Source organism: Austwickia sp. (genome assembly GCA_016699675.1).
Classification (GTDB): domain Bacteria; phylum Actinomycetota; class Actinomycetes; order Actinomycetales; family Dermatophilaceae; genus Austwickia.
In genome coordinates, this window is record CP064985.1 from 2,349,631 (window position 1) to 2,376,248 (window position 26,618).

General features: G+C 70.2%; 25 protein-coding genes and 3 pseudogenes. 5 read left to right on the forward strand and 23 right to left on the reverse strand.

Features of this window, described 5'->3' with window-relative positions; genetic code table 11:
• Positions 1–107: 107 nt before the first annotated feature.
• The 23 genes and pseudogenes from IPK37_10755 to IPK37_10865 form a co-directional block, all read right to left on the reverse strand.
• Positions 108–1,511: pseudogene (locus tag IPK37_10755) on the reverse strand (IS1380 family transposase).
• Between the two features lie 110 nt (positions 1,512–1,621).
• On the reverse strand, positions 1,622–2,488 hold the full coding sequence (locus IPK37_10760; GenBank protein QQR99518.1) for an OmpA family protein: 867 nt from the start codon (positions 2,486–2,488) through the stop codon (positions 1,622–1,624).
• A gap of 1 nt (position 2,489) precedes the next feature.
• The gene (locus IPK37_10765) at positions 2,490–3,266 is read right to left on the reverse strand and encodes a motility protein A (GenBank protein ID QQR99519.1); all 777 of its coding nucleotides are present in this window, start codon (positions 3,264–3,266) and stop codon (positions 2,490–2,492) included.
• 1 nt (position 3,267) lies between these two features.
• The gene (locus IPK37_10770) at positions 3,268–3,519 is read right to left on the reverse strand and encodes a flagellar FlbD family protein (GenBank protein QQR99520.1); all 252 of its coding nucleotides are present in this window, start codon (positions 3,517–3,519) and stop codon (positions 3,268–3,270) included.
• A 162-nt stretch (positions 3,520–3,681) separates the two neighbouring features.
• Positions 3,682–4,734 carry a flagellar hook-basal body complex protein gene (locus tag IPK37_10775; GenBank protein ID QQR99521.1) on the reverse strand — a complete coding sequence of 351 codons (1,053 nt, stop codon included), beginning with the start codon at positions 4,732–4,734 and terminating at the stop codon, positions 3,682–3,684.
• A 95-nt stretch (positions 4,735–4,829) separates the two neighbouring features.
• Positions 4,830–5,477 carry a hypothetical protein gene (locus tag IPK37_10780; GenBank protein QQR99522.1) on the reverse strand — a complete coding sequence of 216 codons (648 nt, stop codon included), beginning with the start codon at positions 5,475–5,477 and terminating at the stop codon, positions 4,830–4,832.
• Between the two features lie 57 nt (positions 5,478–5,534).
• Positions 5,535–7,577, reverse strand: coding sequence for a flagellar hook-length control protein FliK (locus IPK37_10785; GenBank protein QQR99523.1), 2,043 nt, complete (start codon positions 7,575–7,577; stop codon positions 5,535–5,537).
• Complete coding sequence (locus IPK37_10790; GenBank protein QQS02817.1) at positions 7,574–8,434, reverse strand: transglycosylase SLT domain-containing protein; 861 nt, start codon at positions 8,432–8,434, stop codon at positions 7,574–7,576. The genes IPK37_10785 and IPK37_10790 overlap by 4 nt, the downstream gene beginning before the upstream one ends.
• A gap of 272 nt (positions 8,435–8,706) precedes the next feature.
• A complete protein-coding gene (locus IPK37_10795; protein QQR99524.1) occupies positions 8,707–9,144 on the reverse strand; it encodes a hypothetical protein in 438 nt (145 codons plus the stop codon).
• A 13-nt stretch (positions 9,145–9,157) separates the two neighbouring features.
• Complete coding sequence (locus IPK37_10800; GenBank protein QQS02818.1) at positions 9,158–10,444, reverse strand: FliI/YscN family ATPase; 1,287 nt, start codon at positions 10,442–10,444, stop codon at positions 9,158–9,160.
• An 8-nt stretch (positions 10,445–10,452) separates the two neighbouring features.
• Complete coding sequence (locus IPK37_10805; protein QQR99525.1) at positions 10,453–11,100, reverse strand: flagellar assembly protein FliH; 648 nt, start codon at positions 11,098–11,100, stop codon at positions 10,453–10,455.
• A 70-nt stretch (positions 11,101–11,170) separates the two neighbouring features.
• Positions 11,171–12,184 (reverse strand): flagellar motor switch protein FliG, encoded by a 1,014-nt coding sequence (fliG, locus tag IPK37_10810; protein ID QQR99526.1) that lies wholly within the window; start codon positions 12,182–12,184, stop codon positions 11,171–11,173.
• Positions 12,185–12,187: 3 nt separating this feature from the next.
• Positions 12,188–13,795 carry a flagellar M-ring protein FliF gene (gene fliF / locus IPK37_10815; GenBank protein ID QQR99527.1) on the reverse strand — a complete coding sequence of 536 codons (1,608 nt, stop codon included), beginning with the start codon at positions 13,793–13,795 and terminating at the stop codon, positions 12,188–12,190.
• Complete coding sequence (locus tag IPK37_10820; protein QQS02819.1) at positions 13,792–14,040, reverse strand: flagellar hook-basal body complex protein FliE; 249 nt, start codon at positions 14,038–14,040, stop codon at positions 13,792–13,794. Before IPK37_10820 ends, fliF begins: the two co-directional genes overlap by 4 nt.
• 83 nt (positions 14,041–14,123) lie before the next feature.
• Positions 14,124–14,522 carry a flagellar basal-body rod protein FlgC gene (locus IPK37_10825; GenBank protein ID QQR99528.1) on the reverse strand — a complete coding sequence of 133 codons (399 nt, stop codon included), beginning with the start codon at positions 14,520–14,522 and terminating at the stop codon, positions 14,124–14,126.
• Between the two features lie 66 nt (positions 14,523–14,588).
• A complete protein-coding gene (locus tag IPK37_10830) occupies positions 14,589–14,945 on the reverse strand; it encodes a flagellar biosynthesis protein FlgB (protein QQR99529.1) in 357 nt (118 codons plus the stop codon).
• 383 nt (positions 14,946–15,328) lie between these two features.
• Entirely contained in the window at positions 15,329–16,150 is an 822-nt protein-coding gene (locus tag IPK37_10835) for a protein-glutamate O-methyltransferase CheR (GenBank protein QQR99530.1), read from the reverse strand.
• Positions 16,147–17,322 carry a chemotaxis response regulator protein-glutamate methylesterase gene (locus IPK37_10840; protein QQR99531.1) on the reverse strand — a complete coding sequence of 392 codons (1,176 nt, stop codon included), beginning with the start codon at positions 17,320–17,322 and terminating at the stop codon, positions 16,147–16,149. The genes IPK37_10835 and IPK37_10840 overlap by 4 nt, the downstream gene beginning before the upstream one ends.
• Positions 17,322–17,687, reverse strand: a complete 366-nt coding sequence (locus IPK37_10845) for a response regulator (protein ID QQR99532.1) — start codon at positions 17,685–17,687, stop codon at positions 17,322–17,324. Before IPK37_10845 ends, IPK37_10840 begins: the two co-directional genes overlap by 1 nt.
• Before the next feature lie 107 nt (positions 17,688–17,794).
• Positions 17,795–18,235, reverse strand: coding sequence for a purine-binding chemotaxis protein CheW (locus IPK37_10850; GenBank protein QQR99533.1), 441 nt, complete (start codon positions 18,233–18,235; stop codon positions 17,795–17,797).
• A 278-nt stretch (positions 18,236–18,513) separates the two neighbouring features.
• Positions 18,514–18,957, reverse strand: coding sequence for a chemotaxis protein CheW (locus IPK37_10855; GenBank protein QQR99534.1), 444 nt, complete (start codon positions 18,955–18,957; stop codon positions 18,514–18,516).
• Positions 18,954–19,295 carry a chemotaxis protein CheW gene (locus IPK37_10860; protein ID QQR99535.1) on the reverse strand — a complete coding sequence of 114 codons (342 nt, stop codon included), beginning with the start codon at positions 19,293–19,295 and terminating at the stop codon, positions 18,954–18,956. Before IPK37_10860 ends, IPK37_10855 begins: the two co-directional genes overlap by 4 nt.
• Positions 19,296–21,244: 1,949 nt before the next feature.
• A pseudogene (locus tag IPK37_10865) lies at positions 21,245–21,571 on the reverse strand (Hpt domain-containing protein).
• Between the two features lie 142 nt (positions 21,572–21,713).
• On the opposite strand from IPK37_10865, the pseudogene IPK37_10870 reads away from it, so the two are divergent.
• From IPK37_10870 to fliO, 5 genes and pseudogenes are all read left to right on the forward strand, one after another.
• Positions 21,714–23,115: pseudogene (locus tag IPK37_10870) on the forward strand (IS1380 family transposase).
• A 189-nt stretch (positions 23,116–23,304) separates the two neighbouring features.
• Positions 23,305–23,793 carry a flagellar basal body-associated FliL family protein gene (locus IPK37_10875; GenBank protein ID QQR99536.1) on the forward strand — a complete coding sequence of 163 codons (489 nt, stop codon included), beginning with the start codon at positions 23,305–23,307 and terminating at the stop codon, positions 23,791–23,793.
• A gap of 72 nt (positions 23,794–23,865) precedes the next feature.
• Positions 23,866–24,732 (forward strand): flagellar motor switch protein FliM, encoded by an 867-nt coding sequence (gene fliM / locus IPK37_10880; protein ID QQR99537.1) that lies wholly within the window; start codon positions 23,866–23,868, stop codon positions 24,730–24,732.
• A gap of 34 nt (positions 24,733–24,766) precedes the next feature.
• Positions 24,767–25,861 carry a flagellar motor switch protein FliN gene (fliN, locus tag IPK37_10885; protein ID QQR99538.1) on the forward strand — a complete coding sequence of 365 codons (1,095 nt, stop codon included), beginning with the start codon at positions 24,767–24,769 and terminating at the stop codon, positions 25,859–25,861.
• Positions 25,858–26,355: a flagellar biosynthetic protein FliO gene (gene fliO / locus IPK37_10890; GenBank protein QQR99539.1), complete on the forward strand. Its 498-nt coding sequence runs from the start codon at positions 25,858–25,860 to the stop codon at positions 26,353–26,355. The genes fliN and fliO overlap by 4 nt, the downstream gene beginning before the upstream one ends.
• Positions 26,356–26,618 lie beyond the last annotated feature (263 nt).

Sequence of the window (26,618 nt, forward strand, 5' to 3'; positions counted from 1 at the left end):
TCTGGCCGGTGGGTATGACAATGTCCCGGGGCGGCGCTTCCGGTGGGCGTCGTCTTCCACGGACGAGGGCTGTGTTGCGGGTTGTCGGGGCGGGGTGGTGGCGTTGCTCAGGGCGGGGCCAGGATCGCGAGGCGGTCCCATCCGGTGGTGAAGAGTCCCGCCCAGGGCGCCGTGACCTTGAGGTGGAGCAGGCGTTGCCTACCGGTGTGGGCCAGGGTGGCTGCGATGGTGAAGAGCCGCAGCCGTAGCGTCTTGGGTTCCCAGCGGCGGGCATCGGTGCTCGGGGTAGGCCAGCATGCCCATCCACGCGATCAGGTCGTTCGCGAGTTGCACGATCAGGAGCCAGATTCGGTTCTGGGCGAAGCCCTGCAGGGGCAGGTTGGTCAGGCCGGTGTCTTTGGCGATGCGGATCCGGTCTTCGCAGCGGGCCCGGCGCCGGTGGCGTAGTTCCAGGTCGGCCAGTTGCCCACGGGTCGTGTTGGTGACGAAAGCGGTCAGCCGGTACCCCTCGACGTCGGTGAAGCGGAGTTGGGCGCCGGGGTGGGGTCGTTCGCGTCGGACGATGACCCGCATCCCGGCCGGGTACCCCGTGAGGAGACCCTTAGCCGCGAGGAGGTCGGTGAGCTCGACGACGGCCGCGCCGTCCCGGACGTCGCCGTCGGCGTCGAGGGCGACCTGCCAGGCGGTCTCGGGGATCAGCGCGTACAGCTGGGGCGTGCTGGTGGGCAGGGTGTACCCGATGGAGTACGACAGGCCGCGCCGGTCCAGGAAGGTCAGGAACTCCCGGGTGCCACCGGCGCCGTCGGTGCGGATCAAGACTTTCTTGCCGGGCCGGGAGGGGTTGATCCCGGGCACCGCCGCCAGCGCCGTCTTGGTCACGGCGATGTGGTCAGCGGCCGTGTTCGACCCAGCGTTCCCCGCTCGCAGCAGCATGCCGAGCGGTTCGCCGGTGCCCGTCTTGCCGTGGTCGAGGAAGGCGCACAGCGGGTGGAAGCCGTAGCCATGTTTGAACGTGGCGGCGGCGTTCTCCTTCTCGGAGTGGGCCGTGATCAGCGTCGCGTCAAGGTCGATGACCAGCGGATCGGTTGCTGAGGCTGCGTGGTTCGGGGCATGGGTTCCGGCCCGATGCCACACGTGGGCGCGGGCCGCGGTTCGGGCCGCGTCCACGGCCTTCTCCACGGCGGCCACGTCGCCGGCCAGGGCCGCGATCGTGCGCGAGATCGTGGCATCAGAGGCCACCAGGCCATACAGGCCCGGCTCGGAGCGGATGAGCGCCACATCACGGCAGGCGTCCCCACCCAGGACCAGCGAGATCGCCAGATCGAGCAGCACCTGGCCGGGTCATGCCGGGCCAGCGACTTACGCCACGGCGTCAGCGCCGCACTCAACGCCCCGACCAGCCCGGAGGTGGTCGCGGTCCGGGTCAGCAGCACACCCCCCGCGTGCGCGACCGCGGGCACTGCCGCGGTGTCGACTCGGACAAGGGGATAGGGACCGCTACGCTTACTCACCTGGGAAGTGCCCTTCGAACCACGCGGATATCGGCCTAGACAATCGACATCCTCGCAGCTCAAGGGCACTTTTCACGTCACGGCACGCTCACCGCCGTGAAATCTCCGGGCTAGTGGGAGGGCGCTTCGGCCGGCGCGGGCGAAGCGATCGGGGTCGGGGCAGCCAAGGGCTGCGCGATGTTGGCCAGGATGACGATCGCGACGCGGCGATTGCGGGACCGGCCGAACTCAGTCGCATTGCTGTCGATCGGCTTCTGTTCGCCGTAGGCCGCCAGCGACAGTCGGCCCTGATCGAGGCCGTCGGCGATCAACCGCTGCAGAACGCTCGCGGCGCGCGCCTGGGACAGCTCCCAGTTGGAAGGGAACTGCGCGGTCTTGATGGGCACGTTGTCGGTGTGCCCCTCGACGGCGATCTTGTTGGGCAGGGCCTTGACGGTAGGCGCGATGAGGTCCAACACCTGTACGCCGTCGCTGCGCAGGGTCGCTTGTCCGGTGTCGAACAGCACCTTGTCCGTGATGATGTTGACGACGAGGCCACGCTCGTCGATGGACATCTGCACGGCCTCCTTGAGGCCCTTGCGGGCGAGCTCCTTGTCGAGCTGCTGCTTGAGGCCCTCCAGCCGCTGCTTCTCCGCGGCCTGCGCCTGCTGGCGGGCCTGCTCCGCGGCGATCATCTGGGAGGCCTTGCCGGGGTCCACGGCCATGCCGTCGGTGGCCGGCGGCTTGTTGTTCTGCATGATCCCGTCGGAGCCCATCTCGGAGCCGCCCTGCCCGTTGAGGACGACCTGCCCGTTGCCCCCGAACGCCTGGTTGGCACCCTGGGCGAACTCGATGAACTTCTGCTGGTCCACCTTGCTGATCGCGAACATGACGATGAACAGCGCCAGGAGCAGCGTGAGCATGTCGGCGTAGCTGATCATCCACCGTTCGTGGTTGGCGTGCGCCTCCGCCTCGGGCGCCTTTTTCTTCTTCGCCATGTCAGGCCGCCTTCGCGTCCTTGCCCTTGCCGGAGCCGGCCGGCAGGGAGCTGCGCAGCTTCTGCTCGACGACCCGCGGCGAGGTGCCGGCGGCGACCGCGAGGACACCCTCGACGATCATCTCCATGTTCTTCACCTCGAGCTGGGACAGGCGCTTGAGCTTGGCGGACAGCGGCAGCCACCAGCCGTTGGCCACGAACACACCCCACATGGTCGCCACGAACGCGGAGGCGATCATCTCGCCGAGCGCCGCGACGTCGTCGAGGTTGCCGAGGGCGTGAATCAGGCCGAGGACGGCGCCGACGACGCCGATCGTGGGGGCGTAGCCACCCATGGACTCCCAGAACGCCACTGCGATCTTGTCCTGGTCCTTCTTGGAGTCGATGCGCATCTGCAGCAGCTCTTCGATCTCGGCCGCGTCCGTGCCGTCGACGGTCATCTGGATCCCCTCCTTGAGCAGGGGGTCCTCGATCTCCTTCGCCATGTCTTCGAGCGCGAGCAGGCCCTCGCGACGGGCGCGGTCGGCCATCTTGACGATGACCTCGACCAGCTGGCTGCCGTCGGGCGCCTTCGCGGTGAACGCCCGCTGCAGACTCTTGAGCGCGGTGCCGTATTCGGACATCAGCAGGCCACCCGCGGAGGCGCCGAAGCCACCGACGAAGATCAGCACCAGCGGCGCCGGCAGGAGCAGGTGACTGATGGCGACACCGTCGAGGATGGCCGAGAGGAAGACGGCCACCGTCACCAGGCCGACACCGACAATCGTTCCGAGATCCACGTCAGCGCTCCGTCGTCGAGACCGAGTGCAGCCGGACCGGGGGCACCGTGTCCACCTGCGGCGAGGCCGACGCCATCAGGACGGCGGCGCGGAAGTTGCAGACCTCGGCGACGATCTGGTCGACGCTCTCCGCCACGACGTATTTCGTCCCGCTGACCAGGGTCACGACGGTGTCCGGCGTCGCCTCAACCCGCTCGATGAGATCGGGGTTGAGCGCGAACGTCGTACCGTTCCGCCGCGTCACAGTGATCATGGGTATCCATCCGTGGAGTCGTGCTGAGGTCGGCCGCCTGGCGGCCTGCACAGTCCTATCGACAGCCGACCTGGTGAACTGAGTTGCGACACAAGGCGACGCGCCCACCTTTACCGGTGGACGCGTCGCCCTGAGCTGCGAAGATGTGGCGCGCTGGCGTTATCAGCGCTTCATCTGGATGAGGTCGGAGAGCACCTCGTCGGAGGTGCTGACGACCTTGGAGTTCGCCTGGAAACCGCGCTGGGCGACGATCAGGTTGGTGAACTCCTGGGCCAGGTCGACGTTGCTCATCTCGAGCGTTCCGGACTCGATCGTGCCGCGACCACTGTTCGCCGCGCGGCCGGTCTCCGGTACGCCCGAGTTCGTCGTCTGCCGGTACATCGAGCCACCGACCTTCTCCAGGCCGGGCGGGTTATTGAACGTGGTCAGCGCCACCTGGCCGAAGATGCGCTTCGTGCCGTCAGAGAACGACCCGACGAGCTTGCCATCAGGATTGATCTGGAAGGACTCCATCGAGATTGGCTTACCGCCGTTCTCCATATACGTCTTCCACGCCGCCGCCGCATCCTGCAACTCCTGCGGCATCGTCCCGATGTTGGGGTCGTCCGCGAGCGCCGCGAGGGCGCTGGGGAGCATGATTCGCTGCGCCACGGGCAGGTCCTTGTCCGAGGTGCTGGCGGGATCCAGGGGCGCGCCCTCCTTGAGTGCGGACGCGTTGTCTTTGAGCGCGGTCGAGATCTCGTCCTTCGTCATACCGGATGTCACTGCGTTACCTGCCAAGAACTCGTAACCGAGGACATACGAGCCATTGCTGGTCACGAGGTTGCCGTCGGTGTCGAAGTTGAACGCGCCGTTACGCGTCCAAAAGTTCGCCCCTGCCTTCTCGACAATGAAGAAGCCATCACCTTGGATGGCTAGGTCCGTGGTCTGGTTCGTGACCTGCAGACCACCCTGGCTGAAGATGTTGGTGATCGCACCGAGGCGGGCGCCGAGGCCGACCTGGGCGGGGTTGATGCCGCCGACGCCGGGACCCCCGCCCGCTGCGGGTACGGGCGCGGACGCGCCGCGGATGATCTGGGACAGGTTGTCCTCGAACACGGCGCGGCCGGTCTTGAACCCGAACGTGTTGACGTTGGCGATGTTGTTACCCGTCACGTCCAGCATGGTCTGGTGGACGCGGAGACCGGAGACGGCCGAGTACATCGAACGAAGCATGGGGTGTGGTGTCCTTCGTCTGAGGCGAGCCCTCTTCAGGCCCTGCTGCCAGCGGGTGATGCGGTGAAACGTGCTGCCGAGGCGTGGGGGGCCGCTCAGGCGGTGGGCGAGCCCGTGGTCGGACTCGTGGTCGACGGCGTGCCGCTGGGCGCGGTGGCCGCCTTGACCTGGGTGACGTCCTGGTAGGGGACGCTCTTGCCACCTACGGACAGAATCGGCCCGGTCCCGTCGAACTTGACGGAATCGACGATCCCGGTGGCCTTGTCGTCGGGCTTGGCGGCATCGGGAACGTACTCCACGGTGCGGCCCACGAGCCCGACCGCAGACGAGATCCGTTGCTCGGCAAGCATGGACGTGTACGTCTTCTGGATGTTCTCGTTCGACGTCACCATCTGGTTGATCCGCTCGACCATCGACAGGGTCGCGGTCTGCTGCATGATCTGGCTGGAGTCGGCCGGCTTGCTGGGGTCCTGGAACTTCAGCTGGGTGACGAGCAGCTTGAGGAAGGTCTCGCCGTCGAACTCGGTCTGCGACTTGCCCTTCGTGTTGCGGCCGGTCAAGCTCTCCATGCCCTCGGCGGGCTTGGTGACCACGACCGGTCGGCCGAACTTGTCCAGGACGGGGTTTCCGTCCTTGTCCTTGAGGTACTCGGTCGTCGGCGGCTTGTACGTCTTGCCGTCGATCGTCACGCCCTTGTACGTCGGGTCCCAGGTCGACCCCGAGACGTCGCCGCTGATGGTCATGAAGTTCCCTTCGGTTGAACGCCGTGCCGCAGACGGAAACCGCGTGCGGCTACAAGCTCAGACATGTACGTCGAGTGGGCCGTCGCCACGGTTCTCCCGGGTCGCGCGGCGCACCTGCTCGTGGTGATCGTGCTCGTCGGCGGGCCCTTGATCGGCAAGGGTGCGCGCACCCGGGCCGCCCCGGCCCGCCTGTTGTCCCTGGGCTTGGCCCTGACCTTGCCCCTGGCCGGCCTGAGCTGCGGCTTGGCGGCCCTGCGCGTCCTGCCAAGGGTTGCCGCGCGACCCGTCGCCGACATCGACGGACGAGCGGCCGAAGCCCGAGTCCGCGAGCTGCTGACGGAGCTGGTCCATGTGCTGGCGCAGCAGGTCGCGCGTCGCTGCGTCACCGGAGGCCAGCTGCAGCGAGACCTCCCCGCCGGAGATGGCGAGTTGGACGCGCACCCGACCCAGGCTCGCCGGGTCGAGTTGCAATTCCACGCTGTACGAGCCGTCGCGGCGGTGCAGAGCCGGGGTGACCGCCGACAGGATCTGGCTGTGGACCGCCGGCGGCGGGGCCGCCGCCGGCGTGCTGGGAGCCGCGGGCGTGACCGCGGGGGCATGTGCGGGCGGGGCGGGCACCGGCGCGGGCGGTGGCGCCGCCGGCTCGGCGGGACGCGCTGCCGAGGCCGGTGGGGCCGACGGTGCAGCCGCCTTGTCCGGCGCGGCGCTGACCGGCTCCGGTGCAGTCGCCGCGGGAGCCGCGGCCGAGGGGGTCTCCGTCAGGCGGGTTTCGGTCAGGGGCTTCTCCGCGAGGGCGGAGTCCACGACCGCGCGAGCCACGGCGTGCTGCGCCGCTGCGGCTTCCGGCGGCGCGAACGGCGCCGCGGGGTCGCTGAGCGCGAGGCTCGGCGCTCCTGAGTCCGTGCCGGTCCCGGCCGTCGGACCGCCCGCCAGGCCCGTCGCCAACGCGCCGTCGATCGACGAACCACCCGCCGCGCCCACCGCCGAGGACGACCCTACGTCCGGCGTGCCCGCTCCGGCAGGAGCTGTCGCCACGGGCGCCGGGAACGCGGCGCCGCTAGCGGCGCCGATCGAGTCGGGCGCGACCAGGGGCGCGGGCGCCGATAACGGCGACGCGACAGTCTGGGCCGCGGCGCCATCGGCCGCGGTGGCGGTGCCGGTGCTGCCGCCGGAGGGCTCGGCGTACGGCCGACCCCCCAGCATCGCCGCACCGCCGAAGGCCGAGGACCGCATCTCCTGCGCCACCGGACCGGCGTCCGGGGCCGCCGGGTCGACCGGGGCCGTCTTGGCGGCGAGCTCCGCGGCGGCCCGGAACAACGGGTCCGCAAGCGGGCCGACCTCGCCGGCCGAGCCGACGATGGCCGCCTCGGTCACAGCCGTCACCAGGTCGGTGGGCCGCGGGACCGGCGGGGCGACGGCGGGAACGACGGTTGGCGTGACGGCCGCAGTGGGGATCGGACCGCGCGCTGCGGCTGTCTCGGCGTCGATGATCGCCTGGCCGACCGCCGACTGCTGGAGTTGCGTCGTGACGGCCATCTCGGCGGATGCGACGGCGGCGGCCTCGGCCTGGGCCGCGTTGGCCGCGGCCACGAGGGAGGAGGCGGACGGGGCCGGCAGCACCGCGGACGACGGAGCCGACGCCGCCACCCCTGTCACCCCGTCGAGCGCCGGATCGGCTGGCGCCGTCGAGGAATCGGGTGCCGTGGTCGCAGAAACCATCGCGGCCTGAGCCGCGACGGCCGCTTGCGCGGAAGCGGTCGCGGGCTGCTCGTCGGCCGATGCACCGCCGACGCGCGCTTCCTGCTCCTGCTCGATCGACGAGTTCGCGGACGACACCCGGTGGTCGCGTGCCGCAGCCTGATCCTCCGCCGCGCGTGCTCGCGGCGCGTCCGGACGGTGGGTCGACCGCTGCTCGGCGTGCCGGGCGCGGGCTGCCGTCTGTCGGGCCGACGGGTCCGGCTCGGGGCGCTCGTCGGAGCGCAGCTTGGTCCGCAGCGCCGCCGCGAAGCCGTCGTCGGTGGGCTGGTTGGCGCCCCCCGCAGAGCCTGAGGCGCCTGCCGCCACGGGAGTCGTCGGGTCCTGCACGATGCGGATCGTCATGCGGTGACTCCTGGGTCGGCGGTGATGCGGCGGACGTAGTCACGGGTCTCGGCGTACGGCGGGATGCCCCCGTACCGCTGCACCGCGCCCGGCCCGGCGTTGTACGCCGCGAGCGCGAGCGAGGTCGACCCGAAGGTCTTGAGTCCGTCGCGGAGCAGCCGGGCGGCGCCGTCGACGGCCTGGGCCGGGTCTCGGGGATTGACTCCGAGCCCGCTCGCCGTCGCGGGCATGATCTGCATGAGTCCGATGGCGCCCGCGGAGCTGACCGCGCTCGGGTTGAACGCGCTCTCCTGCTTGGCCACCGCCGCGAGCAGGGTCGCCGGCACGCCGTACTTGGCCTCGGCCTGCCGGAACAACGCGGCGTACTGCGTCGGCGCCTGGGCGAGCGCGGAACCCGCGGGAACCCCCGAGGCCCCCGCCGGGCCAGAGGCGCCCGTCAGGCGCACCGCGGCGTCGCCGTCCGACACGATCCGACGGATCGCGACGGGCGTCGCGTAGACGCTCTGGACCTTGACGTTCTCCCCCGGCTGGGGCGCCGCGATCATCTTGCCGTCGCCGGCGTAGATCGCGATGTGGTCCACGGGGCTGCCGAAGGCGAGGAGGTCGCCGGGCTTCGCCTGGGCCAGCGAGGCGACCGGCGTGCCCATCCGGGCCTGGTCGGCGGCCACCCGCGGCATCGTGATGCCCAGGTCGCCGTACGCCTTCTGCACCAGCCCCGAGCAGTCGAGTCCGGCGGCGGTGGTGCCGCCCCAGACGTACGGGACGCCGAGGTATTTTGACGCGGCCTGCACGACCGCCTGCCCGCTCGCGCCCGGTGCGGTCGCCAGCGCGCCAGCCACCGCGGCCTTGGGAGACATGCGGGTGGTGCCCGAGGTGAAGGTGCCGCCCAGGCCGTTGCCGGCGGTGGTGTTGTACGGCGAGACGTCGACGCCCGACCAGGGCTTCTTGGTGTTGTCGTAGCTGCGGACACCGACGAGGTCCTGCAGCTTGTAGTTCCAGGCCGTGCGGCCGTTGAGCGAGCCGTCGGCACGGTACCTGCCGGGCTGCGTCGGCCCAGCGCCGCCCGAGAAACGGGACTGCAGCTCGGCGATGCGCGCCTGGCACGCGGCGATACCGGTCATGTCGACGGTCATCGGGCTCCCTTCGGACGGACGCCTGCCCTACTCTCTTCGGCAGTGCGCTGGTCGGCCGCGAGCATTTCGGCGAAAGCCGCGTCCCGCACTTTGTCGACCAACCGCTCCAGCCCCTGGCTCTTGATGCGCGCCCGCGCCACCTTGCCCCGGGCGAGCCCGGCCTCCTCCTCCGCGGTGTCGACGCCGCGCTCGGCGCCGCGGACCATGCCCGCCACGGAGTTCATGTGCGCCAGGTGGGCGCGAAAGCCGGTGACGTCGCAGGTTTCCGGCGGGGTCGCCTCGCGCTCGTACGTCGCCTTGCTGTGCTCCAGGCGCGCGTACGCCGTCCGCGTGGCGGCGTTGGCCTGGGCGAGCTCGCCCTTGGCCAGGTCCTCTTCGATCTTGCGGATGCGCAGCAACGTGTCGAGCTGCTTCTCCCGCGAGGTCTTCGCCATCAGCCGCTCACCCTCAGCCGGCCGCAGCCAGCTCGTGGAGCCAGGACCAGGTCTGCTCCGCGGGCGTCAGGTCCTCCAGGTCCTGCCGCAGGAACGCGTCGATGTCCCCCGCCTGCCGCAGCGCGCGGTCGACGGTGGGGTTGCTACCCGCGACGTACGCACCGATCTCGATCAGGTCCTTGGCGTCGCGCTTGGCCGCGAGCAGCTGACGAATCGTGATCGAGTCCGCCCGTTGCTCCCTGGTCGTGATCGCCTTCTCGGCCCGGGAAATCGACTCCAGCACATCGACGGCCGGGAAGTGCCCGGACGTCGCGAGCCGCCGGGACAGCACGATGTGGCCGTCGAGGATGGAGCGTACGTTGTCCGCGATCGGGTCGTTGAGGTCGTCCCCGTCCACCAGGACGGTGTAGAGGCCGGTGATGCTGCCCCGCGCCGCCGTACCCGCTCGCTCCAGCAAGCGCGGCATCAGGCCGAACACGCTCGGCGGATAGCCGCGGGTCGCCGGCGGTTCGCCGGAGGCCAGGCCGACCTCGCGCTGGGCCATCGCGACGCGCGTGACGGAGTCCATGCACAGGACCACGTCCTCGCCCTGGTCCCGGAACCACTCGGCGATGCGGGTCGCCGTGAACGCCGCCCGGAGCCGCACCAGGGCGGGCTCGTCCGAGGTCGCGACGACGACGACGGCGCGCCGCAGACCCTCGGGGCCCAGGTCTCCCTCGACGAACTCGCGCACCTCGCGGCCGCGCTCCCCCACCAGCGCCAGCACGCAGACCGGCGCCGTGGTGCCCTTGACGATCATCGACAGGAGGCTGGACTTGCCGACGCCGGAGCCGGCGAAGATGCCCAGCCGCTGGCCGCGGCCGCACGGGATCAGCGAATCGATGGCCCGGACGCCCAGCGGCATCGGCGTGTCGATGCGGTCGCGCTCCATCGCGGCCGGCGGGAGGCCGGTCGAGCTCACGAGTTGGACGCCGGACAGCCCGCCGCGGCCGTCCATCGGCTCGCCGAGCGCGTTGACGACACGGCCGAGCAGACCGCGCCCCACCGGCACCCGCAGCGGGCCGCCGGTCGACTGCACGGGGCAGCCCGCGCGTACGCCGCGCAAGTCGGAAATCGGCATACAGGTAGCTCGACCGTCACCCAGGGCCACAACCTCGGCCATGATGGGTCCCTCGTCGCCGATGATGCGCACGGCCTCGCCCACGCCCAGCTCCAGGCCGGCGATCTCGATGGACAGGCCCACCGCGCTCACCACGCGGCCGCTCATCGTCGGCCTCGCGGCGTCGCGCAGCTGCTCCAGCAGGGCCCTCACGGGCGAATCACCTTGCGAACGCGCTCGAAGGCCGGCCCGTACTGGGCGTCGATCTCCAGGTTCTCCGCGGTGACCACGGCACCGCACGGCTCCACGCTCGGGTCGGGCACGATCCGCACCGCCCCCCACTCCGGCACCGTCGCCGCGAAGTCGGCGATCTCCTGGGCGTCGACGGGGTTGAGCCGCACCGTCACGTCGGCGCCGACGGGCGCCTGTGCCATGGCCCGGACCAGGGCGTCCTTCGCCCCGTGGCCGTCGATCTCCAGGTGGTGACCCACGAGATCCTCGGCCAGTTCGACGGTCATCGTGGCGATGACGTCATACAGCTCCTCCAGCGTGGGCGTGTGCACTGTGAGCGCCTGGCGCACCGCGGTCCGCGCCTGCTCCAGAAGGTCCTCCAGGTAGCCCTTGCGCCGGGCCCGGTCGATCTCGTCCCGTTCGGCCAGCTCGCGGCGCTGCTCCTCCAGCAGGGCCAGGCCCTCCTGGCGGCCCGCGGCGTACCCCGCGGAGTGCCCCGCGCGAAACCCCCGCGCCCGGGCCTCCATGGCCGCCTGCTCGACGACCGCCTCCAGGTGCGGGTCCACGAGGCGCGGGTCCGCCACGCCGGGCGCGACGTACGCGCTGGTCTCCAGGTTCGCCGACATGCGCGCAGGGCGCACCGGCGAGGAATGCTCGCCGCCGCGCAGCACGTACCCGCGCGTCGACCGGCCCGAGTTAGGCAACGAACTCGTCGCTTCCGCTGCGGCTCACGACGATCTCGCCGGCCTCCTCCAGCATCCGGATGTGCCGGATGACGACGGCCTGCGCCTCTTCGACCTGCTTGAGACGCACCGGGCCGAGGATCGAGATCTCGTCGGCCAGGGACAGCGCGGCGCGCTCGGACATGTTGCGGGTGATCTTCTCGCGGACGTCCTCGCGCACGCCCTTGAGGGCCACGGCCAGGTCCTTGGAGTCGACCTTGCGCAGCACCACCTGGATGGCGCGGTCGTCGAGCCCGACGATGTCCTCGAACATGAACATGTGGGCCCGAACCTCTTCGGCCAGCTCCAGGTCCCGCTTCTCCAGGCCCTCGAGGATGAGCCGCTCCGTCGTACGGTCGCTCTGGTTGATGACGTCGACCAGCGCGGTCAGGCCGCCGACGTTGCTGTAGTCGCTGGCCTGCACCAGCGTGGAGAGCCGGCGCTCCAGGTGAGCCTCGACCTGCTTGACGATCTCGGGGCTGGTCCGATCCATGATGGCGAGCCGGTGCGCGACCTCGGCCTGGATCTCGGGGGCCAGCCCGGACAGGATGATCGCCGCGGCGTCCGGCTGCATGTGCGCGAGCACCAGAGCGATGGTCTGCGGGTGCTCGTCCTGCAGGTACGACAGGATCAGCTTCGCGTCGACCCGGCGCAGGAACTCGAACGGCATCTCGACCAGGCTGGCCGTGAGCCGCTGCATCACCTCGTGGGCCTTGTCCTGGCCCATCGTGGCGACCAGGACCTCCTCGGCGAAGTTGACGCCGCCCTGCACGTAGTACTGCCGGGCCTGGGCCAGCTGGCGGAACTCCTCCAGCACCTCGTCGAGGGTGTCGACGTCGACCGAGTCGAGCCGCGCGATCTCCGCGGAGAGCGCCTCCACCTCGGCCGGGCGCAGCGTCTTCATGATCTGCGCCGAGTGCTCGGTACCGAGCTGGACGAGGAGCATGGCGGCCTTGCGCAGGCCGGTCATCTGGGCAACCGCGCTCATGGGTCAGCTCCGATCTGAGATCCAGCCGCGCAGCAGGCGCGCGACCTCGTCCGGGTCCTCCTCCACGAGACTGCCGATCTCCTCGCGGGCCAGGACGCGGGCCTGGCTCTGCGGGTCGACGGGAGTCGCCTCGATCACGGGGAGGGGTTCGTTGTCGAGCATGTACTCGACCGGGGGTTCGATGGCCGGCAGGGCGTGCTGCTCCTCGGCCGAGGGGAGTTCGCCGAGGTCGACGACCTCGGTGCGCTTGCGGCTGCGGCGGAACCCGATGAGCAGGGCGAGCAGCAGCAACAACACCAGGCCGGCGTTCTTGGCGAGGTCGATGAGCTGGGCCTGGCGGGCCGCAGCGGCGTCGGCGTCGGACTTGGCCTTGGCGGCCTCGGCGGCCTTGGTGTCGAACGGCAGCTTGGAGACGACGATGGTGTCGCGCGCCGGGTCGAGCCCGACGGCGGCGCCGATGAGCTTGCTCAGCTCGGCCTGGCTGTAGGTGCCCGCCTTCGTCGCGTCGACCGCCACAGCCACGCTGATCTTCTTCACGGCGCCCTTGGACAGGTCCTTGGTCGTGGTCTGCACGCCGTACGGGTTCTGCTTGGTGAAGTCGTCCTTGGCGTAGTCGTTCTTGCTGTTGCCCTGGTCGAGCCCGGGGACGGTGATGTTGTCCGGCCCGAGGACGCCGCCGACCACCTGACCGGTGGAGCCGGTCATCTTCTCGGTGCTGTGCTGCTCGACGACGGGTACGGCGCCGGCGGGCACCGGGATGTACTCCTGGCGCGTCACCTTCGTGTTGTCGAAGTCCAGGTCGGTCTGCACCGACGAGGTCGAGTTACCGGGGCCGACGATCGTGTCGAGGAAGCGCTGCACCTGGCTCGTCTTCTGCGCCGAGATGGCCCGGACCTGTTCGGTCTTGGCGTCGGCGGTGCCGCCCACGCCGCCGCCCTCGTCGGTGTAGCGCACGCCCTTGGCGTCGGTGACGGTCACGGCGCCCGAATCGAGCTTGGGGATCGCGGAGGCCACCAGGTGGGTGATCGCGTCGACCTGGCCGGACGCCAGCTTGGCGCCCTCCTGCATGGTCACCTGGACGGAGGCGGTGGGCTTGGTCTGCTCGTCCTGGTACGGCGAGTTCTCGCCGAGGGCCAGGATCACGTTGGCGTCGCGGACGCGGTCGATCTTGCGGATCGTCTTGGCGAGTTCGCCCTCAAACGCCCGCTTGGCCGTGAGCTTCTGCTGGTAGTCGCTGCTCGTCAGGCTGTTCTTTTCGAGGAGGGCGTAGCCGCCGGCGTCGGGGCTGTTCTGCACGACGTTCGCGGCGGCGATGTCGAGGCGCGCCTGGTCGAGCTTCTCCGCCGGCACGAGCACGGTCTTGCTGCTGTCGGTGAGCTCGTACTGCACCCCGGACTCGCGCAGCTTCGTGGTGACGGCCGCGGCGTCCGCCGGGGACAGGTTGGTGAAGAGCGGCGTCATCGTCGGCCGCCCCGCCCACAGGGCAAACACGAGCGCACCGACCAGCGCCACCACGACCGCGATGATCGTGACGGCGCGCTGGCCGGTGGTGAAGCCGTTGAACGCGCCGCGCGCGCGCCCGAGGACGGCTTGGATCTTGACGTTCTTCACAGCGGCATTCTCATGATCTCGTTGAAGGCTTCGACGGCCTTGTTACGGACCTGGACGACGAGCTGGGTGGCGGCCGTGGCCTCGTTGGCCGCGATCGTGTAGTCGTGGATGTCGCTGAGGTCGCCGGTGACGGCCTTGACGGCGAGCGTGTCGCTGGTCTTGTGCAGCGCGTCGAGCTCGCCGATCTTCGTGGCGAGGATCGAGCCGAACTCGCCGCGGCTCGGCGAGCCGACCGACGACGGCATCGTGAGCTTGTCCGCCCCGGTGAGGTCGCGAACGGGCTGCACGCCGAAGGCGGGAATCGTGTTGATGCCCGGAATGGTGAAGGTCACTTGCCGATTCCAATCGCCGCTTCGTACATGGACTTGCTGCGGTCGACCACCGCGAGGTTGGCCTGGTACGCGCGCTGCGCGATCATCAGGTGCGCCATCTGGTCCGACAGGTTGATGTCGGGGATGCGGACGTTGCCGTCCGCATCGGCCAGCGGGTTCGTCGGGTCCGACACGACGCGGCCGTTGGGGTCGCCCCACAGGTTCCCGGCGACGTAGGAGCCGCCGTTGTTCCCGTACTGGTTCGCCCGCGCGAGGATGTAGCGGGCCTGGAAGGCCTTCTCGTCGGTCCGGCTGACGTTGTTCATGTTCGCGATGTTGTCCGAGACCGCGTCGAGCCACTTACGGTCGACGACCAGGCCCGAGTACGCGATGTTCATCGCCCCGAAGATGCTCATGTCTTTCCTCCCCTACCGCGCGTGCGTCCGGCGTTCCGTGCTGTCCGTGATGTCCGGGTCGCCCGATCAGGCCTGGCCGGTGATCGCGACGCGCAGGCGCTGGAACTTCATCGTCATCGCGGCCGTAGCGAGCTGCGTGGTGAGCAGGGTCTGCGCGCTCGCCAGCGACTCCTCGTCGAGGTTGACATTGCTGCCGTTGGTCCGCGTGGGCTCGAGAGAGTGGGCCCGGCTGAACGGGGCCGAACTCGGGTCGCCGTTCGCGTAGGCGCGCTTCAGGCTCGTCTCGAAGTCGACCTTTCCGGCCATGAACCCCGGGGTCTCGATGTTCGAGATGTTGTCCGCGATCGTGCGCTGCCGCAGCGACAGCCCGGTCAGGGCGTGGTGCAGCGCCGACATCGTGGTGTCACCGATGAGGCTGGTCATGTGGGGTCCCCCCGGACGTGATGGGCGAAGTGCGGGGTCCGGGTGGGGACGGGCCCTGGAGCGAGGGTCGTGCGGCGGCAGTCCCTCCGCGCCGTCAAGGCGCTGGCATCGGTGCCTGGTGCGGGACTGCTTCGTGCGGGTTCGCCATCCGTGGCCACCCTTCTCTTCGGCCAGGCCGCGCGGCCCCTGAGCCGATCCGGGCGGTCGACCGAACCCGCTTGCGTCTCAACGGAAACGGGGGCTGACCGGCACAGATATCGGCCCGCTCGAGCGGTCGAGCGGCGGCTCCCGGTCGGGGAGCCGCCGCTCTCGGCGTACGGCGTGTATCGTGGGCCCTTGCGTTTTGCGCGCGGGGTTGCCCGCGACAGGACGCGACCGGCGGGTCAGGCCCGCAGCTTGTAGACGGTGGCGCGCCCGATCGTCTCGCGGATCCACTGATCGTCGACGTTCATCGTGGTCTCCGCGCCCCCGAGGAACAGGTAGCCGTCGGGCCGGATGATCTTCTTGACCTGCGCGAGGATCTGCTTCTTCGTCTCGACGTCGAAGTAGATCAGCACGTTGCGCAGGAACACCACGTCCATCTGCGGCATCGGCGGGAACGGCTCCGACAGGTTCATGAACTTCGTCTCGACCATGTTCCGCAGGCGGGAGTCGATCTGATAGTTCATGCCGTGCCGGGCGAAGTACCGGACCAGCAGCTGCGCCGGCAGACCCCGGTTGACCTCGAACTGGTTGTAGATGCCCTCCTTGGTGCGGGTGAGCATCTGCGTGTCGATGTCGGTGGCGAGCAGGCGAATCCGCCAGCTCGGGTCCGCGCCGATGAGCTCCTGGATCGACATCGCGATCGTGTAGGGCTCCTGGCCGGAGCTGCACGCCGCGCACCAGATGTTGAGCGACCGCTCCCGGCCGCGCTGCACCAGCAGGTCGGGCAGGATCTGGTCGGACAGCGCCCGGAACGGGTGGATGTCCCGGAAGAAGCTGGTCTCATTCGTGGTCATCGCCTCGACGACCTGGTCCCGCAGCGGCCCGTTCGGGGCCTGCCGCAGCTTGCTGACCAGCTCACCGATGGACGCGTCGCCGCGCTCGCGGGCCAGCGTCTGCAGCCGCGACTCGATCAGGTATTCCTTGCTGCGGTCGAGCACGATGGCCGAGCGCGCCCGGACCACCTGGCTGACGAAGTCGATATCCGGACCGGAGATGGTCATAGCGTCCTCCTCGGTGCCGAGCCGCCGCGGCCCGCGTTGACGCGTTGGGTGATGGTGTCGGCGAGTTTGCCGAGCGGCAGGACCTCGCAGGGCAGTCCGGCCTGTACGGCGGCGCCCGGCATGCCCCAGACGACCGAGGTCGCCTCGTCCTGCACGAGCAGCGTGCCGCCGCCGCGGATGATGTGCTCGGCGCCGCGGTGGCCGTCGCTGCCCATCCCGGTCATGATCACCGAGAGGATGTGCGACCCGTACATCTCGCAGATCGAGCGGAACATCGGGTCCACCGCGGGGCGGCAGTAGTTCTCCTGGGGGCCCTGATCGAGGACCACCACGGGACCGTTGGCCGCCTGCTTGAACCGCATGTGCCAATCGCCGGGGGCGATGTAGACGTGGCCGGGCTTGAGCGGGTCGCCGGCGGCGGCCTCTTTGACCTCGACCTTGGACTTGGCGTTGAGCCGCTGCGCGAACAGCTGGGTGAACACCGGCGGCATGTGCTGGGTGACGACGACCGGCACCGGGAAGTTCGCGGGCAGGGCGGTGACGACCGTGGTCAGCGCGTCGGGACCGCCGGTCGAGACGCCGATGGCGACGACGTCGACCCGGTTGCCCGGGGCCGCGGCCTTGAGCGGACCGCTGGCCCCTGGAGCCGGCGGCGCGGCGAGCGACCCGGCCGCACCCGGCGCACCGGGGCGGCCGCCGGCGCCCGGCGGGGGCGCCCCGAAGGCGGGCCGCGCGGCCCGTCCGGCGGGGACGATCGGCGCGCGCCCGGTGAGCGACTTGATCTTGGGGATCAGTTGGCTGCGGACGGCCTCCATCGACTCGGACAGCGAGCCGACGTTGGCGGGCTTGCAGACGTAGTCGGAGGCGCCCCGCTCGAGCGCGTCCAGCGTGGCGCCGGCGCCCCGCTCGGTCAGCGTCGAGAACATGATGATGGGCAGCTTCTTGTACGTCTTGCGGACCTCGACGAGGGTCTGCAGGCCGTCCATGATCGGCATCTCGACGTCGAGCGTGAGCACGTCGGGCTTCAGCATCGGGATCTTATCGAGGGCGTTCTTGCCGTTGACGGCGGTGCCCACGACCTCGATCTCGGGGTCGGCCGCGAGGACGTCGGCGACGAGCCGGCGGATGACCACCGAGTCGTCACAGACCATCGCGCGAATCTTCTCGGCCATCAGAGCAGCCCCAGCATCGCGAGCTTGTCCTCGATGATCTCCGTGGTGAAGGGCTTGATGACGTACTCGTGCGCGCCCGCGGCGAGCGCGCGCACGATGTTGGCCTGCTCCGCCTCGGTGGTGACCATCATCAGCGTGATGTCCCGCCAGTCGCGGTTCTTGCGGACCTCGACGATGAACTCGAGCCCGTTCATGACCGGCATGTTCCAGTCAATGAGGCAGACGTCGGGCAGCGGGCCGCGCTGCACCGCCTCGAGCGCCTGCGCCCCGTCGCCCACGGCCTCCACCTCGAAACCGAGGCTGTCCATGGTCCGCGTCAGGATCGTGCGCATCGCGCGCGAGTCGTCGATCACCAGTGCACGCATTTCGTCCTCTAGGTGTTCTGGGCCCCGTGTCGGGCTCGGGCGGGTCCGCCTGGCAAGGGCGGAGGGGCACGGCGGGTATGGCGCCGCAGGCCGGCTCGGCGGTCGCGCTAGGCGGCGGCCGCCGCGCCATCCACGGCGACGGCCTTGTCCGTGTCGAGGACGAGCATGAGGTCGTGATCGAGCTTGCAGACCTTGACGACGAGGTCGCGGACGCGCGCCGGGACGGTCTCCGGGGGCGCCTCGAAGCGATCCAGGTCGGGTTCGAGGACGTCGCCGATCTCGTCCACGAGGAGGCTGGTGGCGCCCTCGCTGGTGCGGACGACGACGTTGGTGGCCTGCGTGCTGGCGTCCCGGTCGGGCAGGCCGATCCGGCGGCGCAGGTCCACGGTGATGACGATCTGGCCCCGCAGGTTGATGAGGCCACACACCTCCGGCGAGCTCAGCGGCACCTTGGTGAGGTCCTGCTGACGCAGGACTTCCTGAACGGTCTCCACCGGCACCCCGAAGAGGTGGCCGCCGAGGCGGAAGGTACAGAACTGGTTCGCCATGGGTGCTCTTCCATAGGAGGGACTCGGGACCGTGGACCGACCGGTGCCTCTCCCAGGATCGGCAGTTGGCGCGCGCTCCTGAGGCCCGGCTGGACCCGCCCACCGGGCGAGCCCGGCGGCACACTCAACACATCGGCGAACGCGCAACGTTCTCAAGGACTCTCGGCCCCACCCCGGAGTGGTCGGGATTCCTCAGTGGGGGTGCCCTTCCACGACCGTGGGCCGGCACCCCCGCGTTGGGGATGCCGGCCCACGCCGTACGTCGTTGCGCGTCGCGATCAGGCGGCCTCGGCGCCGACCGACGCGGCCTTCTCGGTGTCGAGCACCAGCATCAGGTCGTGGTCGAGCTTGCAGACCTTGACCACCATGTCGCGGACCTGAGCCGGCACCGTCTCCGGTGGCGCCTCGAACCGGTCGAGATCCGGCTCCAGCACGTCCCCGATCTCGTCGACCTGCAGGCTGGTAGCGCCCTCGCTGGTGCGGACCACCACGTTCGTGGCGGGCTGGTCCTTGTCGCGCGGCGGCAGGCCCATCTGGTGGCGCAGGTCCACCGTGATGACGATCTGGCCGCGCAGGTTGATGAGCCCGGACACGGCGCCCGGCGCGAGCGGAACCTTGGTCAGATCCTGCTGGCGCAGGACCTCCTGGACGGTCTCGACGGGAACGCCGAAGAGGTGGCCGCCCAGCCTGAAGGTGCAGTACTGATGGGTCACGAAGCTCACCGCAGCCCGGCGTACTCGTCGTCGTCCGTGAACTGCTGGCCGTAGTTCTCCAGCTCCGGCGGCAGCATGCCGAGCAGCGCGTGGTCGATGTTGAGCAGCTCGGTGACGTGCTCGTTGACGACCGCGGAGCCGAGGTTGCCGCCGGTGTCGAGGTGCGTGCGGATGGCCAGCTCGTCCTCGACGATGTCGAGCACCTGGCTGACCACGAAGCCGAACAGCTGCCCGCGGTGCTGGCAGACGACGACCTGCAGCGGCGCGTTCTCCTCCATCGCCTCGTAGCTCCCGTAGTCGTCCGCGAGCCGGAGCAGCGGGAGGATGACGCCGCGGTACTGGACCACCTGGTTCGCCCCACCGTCTCCACGCGAGACATCGGGAACTCCTCGAGGCGCTCGACGACCTTGAGCGGCAGCGCCGCCCGGCGGCCGTTGCCGAGCTTGACCACGAGCAGCGAGGTGGCGTCGGTGTTCGAGCGGCGCGCGGCCTCCTCGGCGGCCCGCTTGGCGGCCTCGCCCGAGTCGTTGATCATGCCGGCGCGGCCGGCCAGGCTGTTGGCGTCGAGGATCAGCGCGACGCGGCCGTCACCCATGAGGGTGGCGCCGGCGTAGAGGTTGATCCCGCGCAGCTGCTTGCCCAGCGGCTTGACGACGATCTCCTCGGTGTCCTCGATGTCGTCGACGACCAGCCCGAACTGCTTCTCGTCGGCCTTGAGGACCGCGATGAAGGTCGTCTCGTGCTCGACCTCGTCGGCGCCGATCTGCTTGCGCAGGTCGACGAGCGGGAGCAGCGCGCCGCGCAGCCGGTACACCGGGGTGCCCTGGATGTTCTCCAGGCGCTCGGCCGCCTGCTCCTTGTCGAGGCGCACCAGCTCCAGCAGGTTGACCTGCGGGATCGCGAACATGTTCTCGTCGCCGCGCACCAACAGGGCGGGGATGATCGCCAGGGTCAGCGGGATCTTGATGCGGACCGTGGTGCCTTCGCCGGTGACGCTGCTGACGTCGATGACGCCACCGATCTTCTCGATGTTCGTCTTGACGACGTCCATGCCGACGCCGCGGCCGGAGACGTTGGTGACGGCGGCGGCGGTGGAGAATCCGGCGCGGAAGATCAGGTGGAAGGCGTCGCGGTCGCTCATCCGGTCCGCTTCTTCGCGGGACAGGAGCTGCTTCTCGACGGCCTTGTCGCGGAGCTTGTCGGGGTCGATCCCGGCGCCGTCATCGATGATCTCGATGTTGACCTGGCCGCCCTCGTGGAAGGCGCGCATGAGCAGGCGGCCCTCGGCCGGCTTGCCCTTGGCGACGCGCACGTCCGGCGGCTCGATGCCGTGGTCGCAGGAGTTGCGGACCAGGTGGGTCAGCGGGTCCTTGATGGCCTCGAGGATCGTCTTGTCGAGTTCGGTCTCCTTGCCCTCCATCTCGACGCGGATCTGGCGGCCCATCTGGTTGGCCAGGTCGCGCACGACGCGGGGGATCTTGGACCAGACGTTGTCGATGGGCTGCATGCGCGTCTTCATGACGCCCTCCTGCAGCTCGCCGGCGACGAGGTTGAGTCGGTGCATGGACCGCATGAGCTCCTGGTCCTGGCGCGCGGCGGCGCGCTGGATCAGCTGGTTGCGGGTCAGGACCAGCTCGCCGACCAGGTTCATCAGCGTGTCGAGCAGGTCGACGTCGACGCGGATGCTGGAGTCGGCGACGCTGCGCCGCTCGCCCTCACCCTTGGCCTTCGCCGGCTGGGAGGCGGCCTGGCCCGCGGGCTGGGACGCGGCCTTCGCGGCGGTCGCCTGGGCGGCCGCGGCCGCGGTGGCGGCCTCGGCGGGGGCGGTCGGTACGGCGGGTGCGGGTGCGGCTGTCTCGGCGGGCGGCTCGGACGGGCCCTCCGCGACGGCGACCGGGGCCGCGGGTGCGGCGGCGCCGCCGGCGGCCTCGGCCGCGGCGTGGGCGACGGTGGCGGCGGCCTGCGCGGCCCCGCTCTCGGCGGCGGCCTGGGCCGCCTCGGCGGCGTGCTCCAGCTGCGCCGATTGCACGCTCTCGGCGGCGTCGACGATCTGGGCGACCTCGGCGGCCTGCGCGGCGACGTCGGCGGCCTGGGCCGCCTCGGCGGCGTGCTCCAGCTGCGCCGATTGCGCGCTCTCGGCGGCGTCGACGATCTGGGCGACCTCGGCGGCCTGCGCGGCGACGTCGGCGGCCTGCGCGGCCACCTCCGCGGCCTGCGCCGCCGGGGTGGCGGCCGCGTCACGGAACCGGCCCTCCAGGAGGTCCTGCAGGTGGGTGACGAGCTCGGTGTACGCCTCCGTACCCTCGTTCCCGTCGTTCTCGATGTGACCGAGCAGGGCGCGGACCGCGTCGACCATTTCGAGCATGGTCGTGGCGATCTCGTTGTTCAGGGCCATCTCGCCGTCGCGGAGCTTGCTCAGCAGGCTCTCTCCGGCGTGGGCCACGCTCTCCAGGGTGTGCAGGGCGAGGAAGCCACTGGTGCCCTTGATCGTGTGCAGGGTGCGGAAGATGCTCGACAGCAGTTCACGGGAGTTCGGGTCGCGCTCGAGGGCGAGCAGATCCTGGTCCAACTGGTCAAGGTTCTCGTGGGACTCGATCAGGAACTCCTGAACGATCTCCTCCATGCCTTCCATCGGCAAACTCCTCGTGAGACTAGCCCGGAGATTTCACGGCGGTGAGCGTGCCGTGACGTGAAAAGTGCCCTTGAGCTGCGAGGATGTCGATTGTCTAGGCCGATATCCGCGTGGTTCGAAGGGCACTTCCCAGGTGAGTAAGCGTAGCGGTCCCTATCCCCTTGTCCGAGTCGACACCGCGGCAGTGCCCGCGGTCGCGCACGCGGGGGTGTGCTGCTGACCCGGACCGCGACCACCTCCGGGCTGGTCGGGGCGTTGAGTGCGGCGCTGACGCCGTGGCGTAAGTCGCTGGCCCGGCATGACCCGGCCAAGGTGCTGCTCGATCTGGCGATCTCGCTGGTCCTGGGTGGGGACGCCTGCCGTGATGTGGCGCTCATCCGCTCCGAGCCGGGCCTGTATGGCCTGGTGGCCTCTGATGCCACGATCTCGCGCACGATCGCGGCCCTGGCCGGCGACGTGGCCGCCGTGGAGAAGGCCGTGGCCGCGGCCCGAACCGCGGCCCGCGCCCACGTGTGGCATCGGGCCGGAACCCATGCCCCGAACCACGCAGCCTCAGCAACCGATCCGCTGGTCATCGACCTTGACGCGACGCTGATCACGGCCCACTCCGAGAAGGAGAACGCCGCCGCCACGTTCAAACATGGCTACGGCTTCCACCCGCTGTGCGCCTTCCTCGACCACGGCAAGACGGGCACCGGCGAACCGCTCGGCATGCTGCTGCGAGCGGGGAACGCTGGGTCGAACACGGCCGCTGACCACATCGCCGTGACCAAGACGGCGCTGGCGGCGGTGCCCGGGATCAACCCCTCCCGGCCCGGCAAGAAAGTCTTGATCCGCACCGACGGCGCCGGTGGCACCCGGGAGTTCCTGACCTTCCTGGACCGGCGCGGCCTGTCGTACTCCATCGGGTACACCCTGCCCACCAGCACGCCCCAGCTGTACGCGCTGATCCCCGAGACCGCCTGGCAGGTCGCCCTCGACGCCGACGGCGGCGTCCGGGACGGCGCGGCCGTCGTCGAGCTCACCGACCTCCTCGCGGCTAAGGGTCTCCTCACGGGGTACCCGGCCGGGATGCGGGTCATCGTCCGACGCGAACGACCCCACCCCGGCGCCCAACTCCGCTTCACCGACGTCGGGGGTACCGGCTGACCGCTTTCGTCACCAACACGACCCGTGGGCAACTGGCCGACCTGGAACTACGCCACCGGCGCCGGGCCCGCTGCGAAGACCGGATCCGCATCGCCAAAGACACCGGCCTGACCAACCTGCCCCTGCAGGGCTTCGCCCAGAACCGAATCTGGCTCCTGATCGTGCAACTCGCGAACGACCTGATCGCGTGGATGGGCATGCTGGCCTTCACCAGCACCGATGCCCGCCGCTGGGAACCCAAGACGCTACGGCTGCGGCTCTTCACCATCGCAGCCACCCTGGCCCACACCGGTAGGCAACGCCTGCTCCACGTCAAGGTCACGGCGCCCTGGGCGGGACTCTTCACCACCGGATGGGACCGCCTCGCGATCCTGGCCCCGCCCTGAGCAACGCCACCACCCCGCCCCGACAACCCGCAACACAGCCCTCGTCCGTGGAAGACGACGCCCACCGGAAGCGCCGCCCCGGGACATTGTCATACCCACCGGCCAGAATCAGCCCCACCGAGGCGTCAACGACGGCCCGGCCCCCACCAGCAAGCCCCCATGCAACATCCGGGCTAGGAGCTGTTCGAGATGGCTAAGGACAAGGACGAGAAGCCCGCCGAGGGTGAAGCCGCAGAGAAGAAGGGCGGCGGCAAGAAGATGATCATCGTCATCGCCGCCACCGCGATCGTCGTGCTGCTCGCCGCCGGGCTGGTGTTCAAGATGGTGCTCGGCCCCAAGGAGGCCCCCAAGGACCTCACCAAGGAGCCCGGCGCCGTGGTGAACCTCAAGGACGCGATGACGCTGAACCTCGCCGACGGCAAGTACCTGAAGATGGGGCTCGCGCTCCAGCTCTCCGAGGACGCCACGCTCAAGGCGGGCGGTGAGAAGGCGCTGGCCACGTTCGACGGTTCGAAGGCACGCGACGCCGCCATCGGCGTGCTGGGCCACTACACGATGGACCAGCTCCTCAAGCCCGAGAACAAAGAGAAGGCCCAGACCACGCTCACCAAGGAAGTGAACGAGCGTTACGAGGGCAAGGTCATCAAGGTCTACTTCACCGACTTCGTCATGCAGTGAGCCCGCTGTGAAGGCCCCTTCCACCCGCGTATTCGCCTCAGAAGCAGGCGTTTCCAGCCGATTCGAGGCAACGTGAACGGCACCCCTGCGCTCTACGACTTCCGGAGTCCCAGCCGGTTCAGTCGCGAGCAGCTGCGTGCCCTGCAGATGGTGAACGAGACCTTCGCTCGCCAGATGGCGACCGTGCTGTCGACCACCCTGCGGATCGTGGGACATGCCGGGCTGACCGGCGTCGAGCAGGTCACCTACGACGACTACAGCCGCAACCTGCCCAATCCCTCGCTCCTCGCGATCTGCGAGTTCAGCCCGATGGGCGGCGACGGCGTCTTCCAGATGCCGATGGAGGTGGTCATGAGCATCATCGACCGTCTCCTCGGCGGACCCGGGACCGACGAGCAGCCGAGTCGTGCGCTGTCCGACATCGAGGCGGGCCTGATCCGCAGCGTCGTGCAGCGCATCGTGCGCGAGCTGACCTACGCCTTCGACACGCTCGCCCCGGTGAAGTGCACCGTGCAGTCCCTGGAATCGGACGTGCAGCTCCTCCAGCTGGCCCCGCCGCAGGACCCCATGGTGGTCTCCAGCTTCGAGCTGCGGATCGGAGACCTGGTCTCCAACGCGTCGTTGTGCATCCCGGTGTCCACCGTGGCCCCGGTCCTTGAGGTCCTCAAGGCCAAGCCCCAGGAGCTGACCGGGCCCCAGGCACTGGCCGCCAAGGCCCTGAAGGACCGCATGCAGGAGGTGCCGGTCACCGTGACCGTCGCCTTCGAACCGATCCAACTCACCTCGCATGAGGTGCTCGACCTCCAGGTCGGGGACGTCCTGCCCCTGCGGCACCCCACCAACCAGCCGCTGACGCTGTCCGCCGACGGGGTCGCCGTCGGCGCCGCCGTACCGGGCAGCCATGGCAGTCGCCTCGCCTGCCAGATCGTGACCCTCTGACCGCCTGTCCCACCCTGCCGCGAAGGAACCGCTGATGTCCTCCCTCAACGAAGAACTCGACGCCGCACTGCTCGCGGCCGCCGAGGCGTTGCCGAGCCACTTCGCGGACTCCGAAGAGCTCACGATCGAGCCGCTCTCCGCGATCCAGGCGACCACCCTGTCTCTGCCGGGCGGCGCCTACGGCATCGAGAGCGTCGTCAAGGACGCCGGGAACGTCGGCTCGGTCATCCTCATCGTGACCGGCCTGGTCGACCACGCGACCGGCGAGATCCTCGATCGCACCGAGGCCCGCGACAAGTGGACGGCCGCGCTCACCGAGGCGCTGACCGCGCTTCAGGGGCCGCTCGGCGAGTTCAAGACCGGCGAGATCCACATGACCGACGCCTTCGACGCCCTCGACAAGGCCGACGAGTGCAATGTCGTCGGCCTCTTCAAGGGTCAGACGCTCGCGGCCCTGCTGATGACCCTTCCGGCCAAGGCCACCGGCCAGGGCGCGGCGGCCCAGCTCGCCGCCGCCATCGAGGCGGCCGAGAACGAGGCTGCCGAGGGCGAGGCTTCCGCGGACGACGCGGCCGAGGCAGCTGTCGACGCGGGCGACGCGGACGGCGACGTCGCGGCCGCGGCCGGGGAGCCGGGCGCTGCCGGGACGGGCGACGGTACGGCGGGTGCTGCTGGACCAACGCAGACTGCCGACCCCGCCATGTCGGGGGTTGCCCCGGTCGGGGGAGGCGGCGCCGCCAGCGCTGGTGGCGACCCCAACGGCCAGGCCCTGTACGTGCCCCCGCCCCCGCGTGATCCGCACGGCCCGGCGGACGCGGCCGCGATGACGTTGGCGCCGTTGACCGGGCAGTTCACCTACTCGATCGACCCCCGCCGCATCGACCTCCTGCGCGACGTCATGATGGGCGTCAGCGTCGAGCTGGGTCGGACCCGGATGCCCGTGCAGCAGATCCTCGGCCTGATCCCGGGCTCGATCATCGAGCTGGACCGCGCGGCCGGCGCCCCCGTCGACGTGATGGTCAACGGCAAGCTCATCGCGCACGGCGAGGTCGTCGTGGTCGACGAGGAGTTCGCCGTCCGGATCTCCGAGATCTGCTCCCCCGAAGGCGAGGGGCGGGTCAGCGCGTGAGCGACGGTTCGGCCGTCGTCCTGCTCGTGCGCATGACGGTCTCCCTGGCGGTCGTCCTGGGCCTCGTCATCTGGGCGGCCCGGGTCGTCAACCGACGCCATGGCCTGGCCGGCAGGCCGCAGCGGAGCGTCCCGATCACGGTCCTCGCGCGCCAGGCCCTCGGCCGGCACGCCGGGCTGTCCGTCGTCCAGGTGGGCGAGGACATCCTCGTGCTCGGCGTCACCGATGGTGAGGTGACGTTGCTGAGCCGGATGGATCCCGCCGCGTTGCCCGACCCGGCGCCGCAAGACCTTGCGCGCCCGGACCGCGACGACGCGGCCACCCCGGCGGTGGCCGGACCGCTATCCAGCGGTACGTCGTTCGCCACGGCCCTGCGCCACGCCACCGGCCTCACCGTCCGCCGCGACGTCAAGCGACAGGGGGCGGGCGCTCGCGCCATCGCCGAGCGCGTGTCCCAGGACACCGACCGCGGGGGAGGCCGTCATCGTGGCTGACCGGCTGATCTCTCGCCTGCCCAAGGGCCGCGACGGCCGGCCGCTCCGCGCCCGCCATCGCCTGCTCCTCGCTGCCCTGCTCGTGGCGGCCTTCGCTGTTTCCGTCGGACCGGCCATCGACTCGGTGCGGCTCGTGTTCGGGATGCCGGCCGCTTCGTCGACGGCGCCGGAGGGCGCGGCCCCCGCGCTCACGGCGGGTCCGTCGGGGCGGCCCGTGTACGGCGGCGCGCCGGCGCTCCAGGCGGCGCCAGCCGCACCGGCCC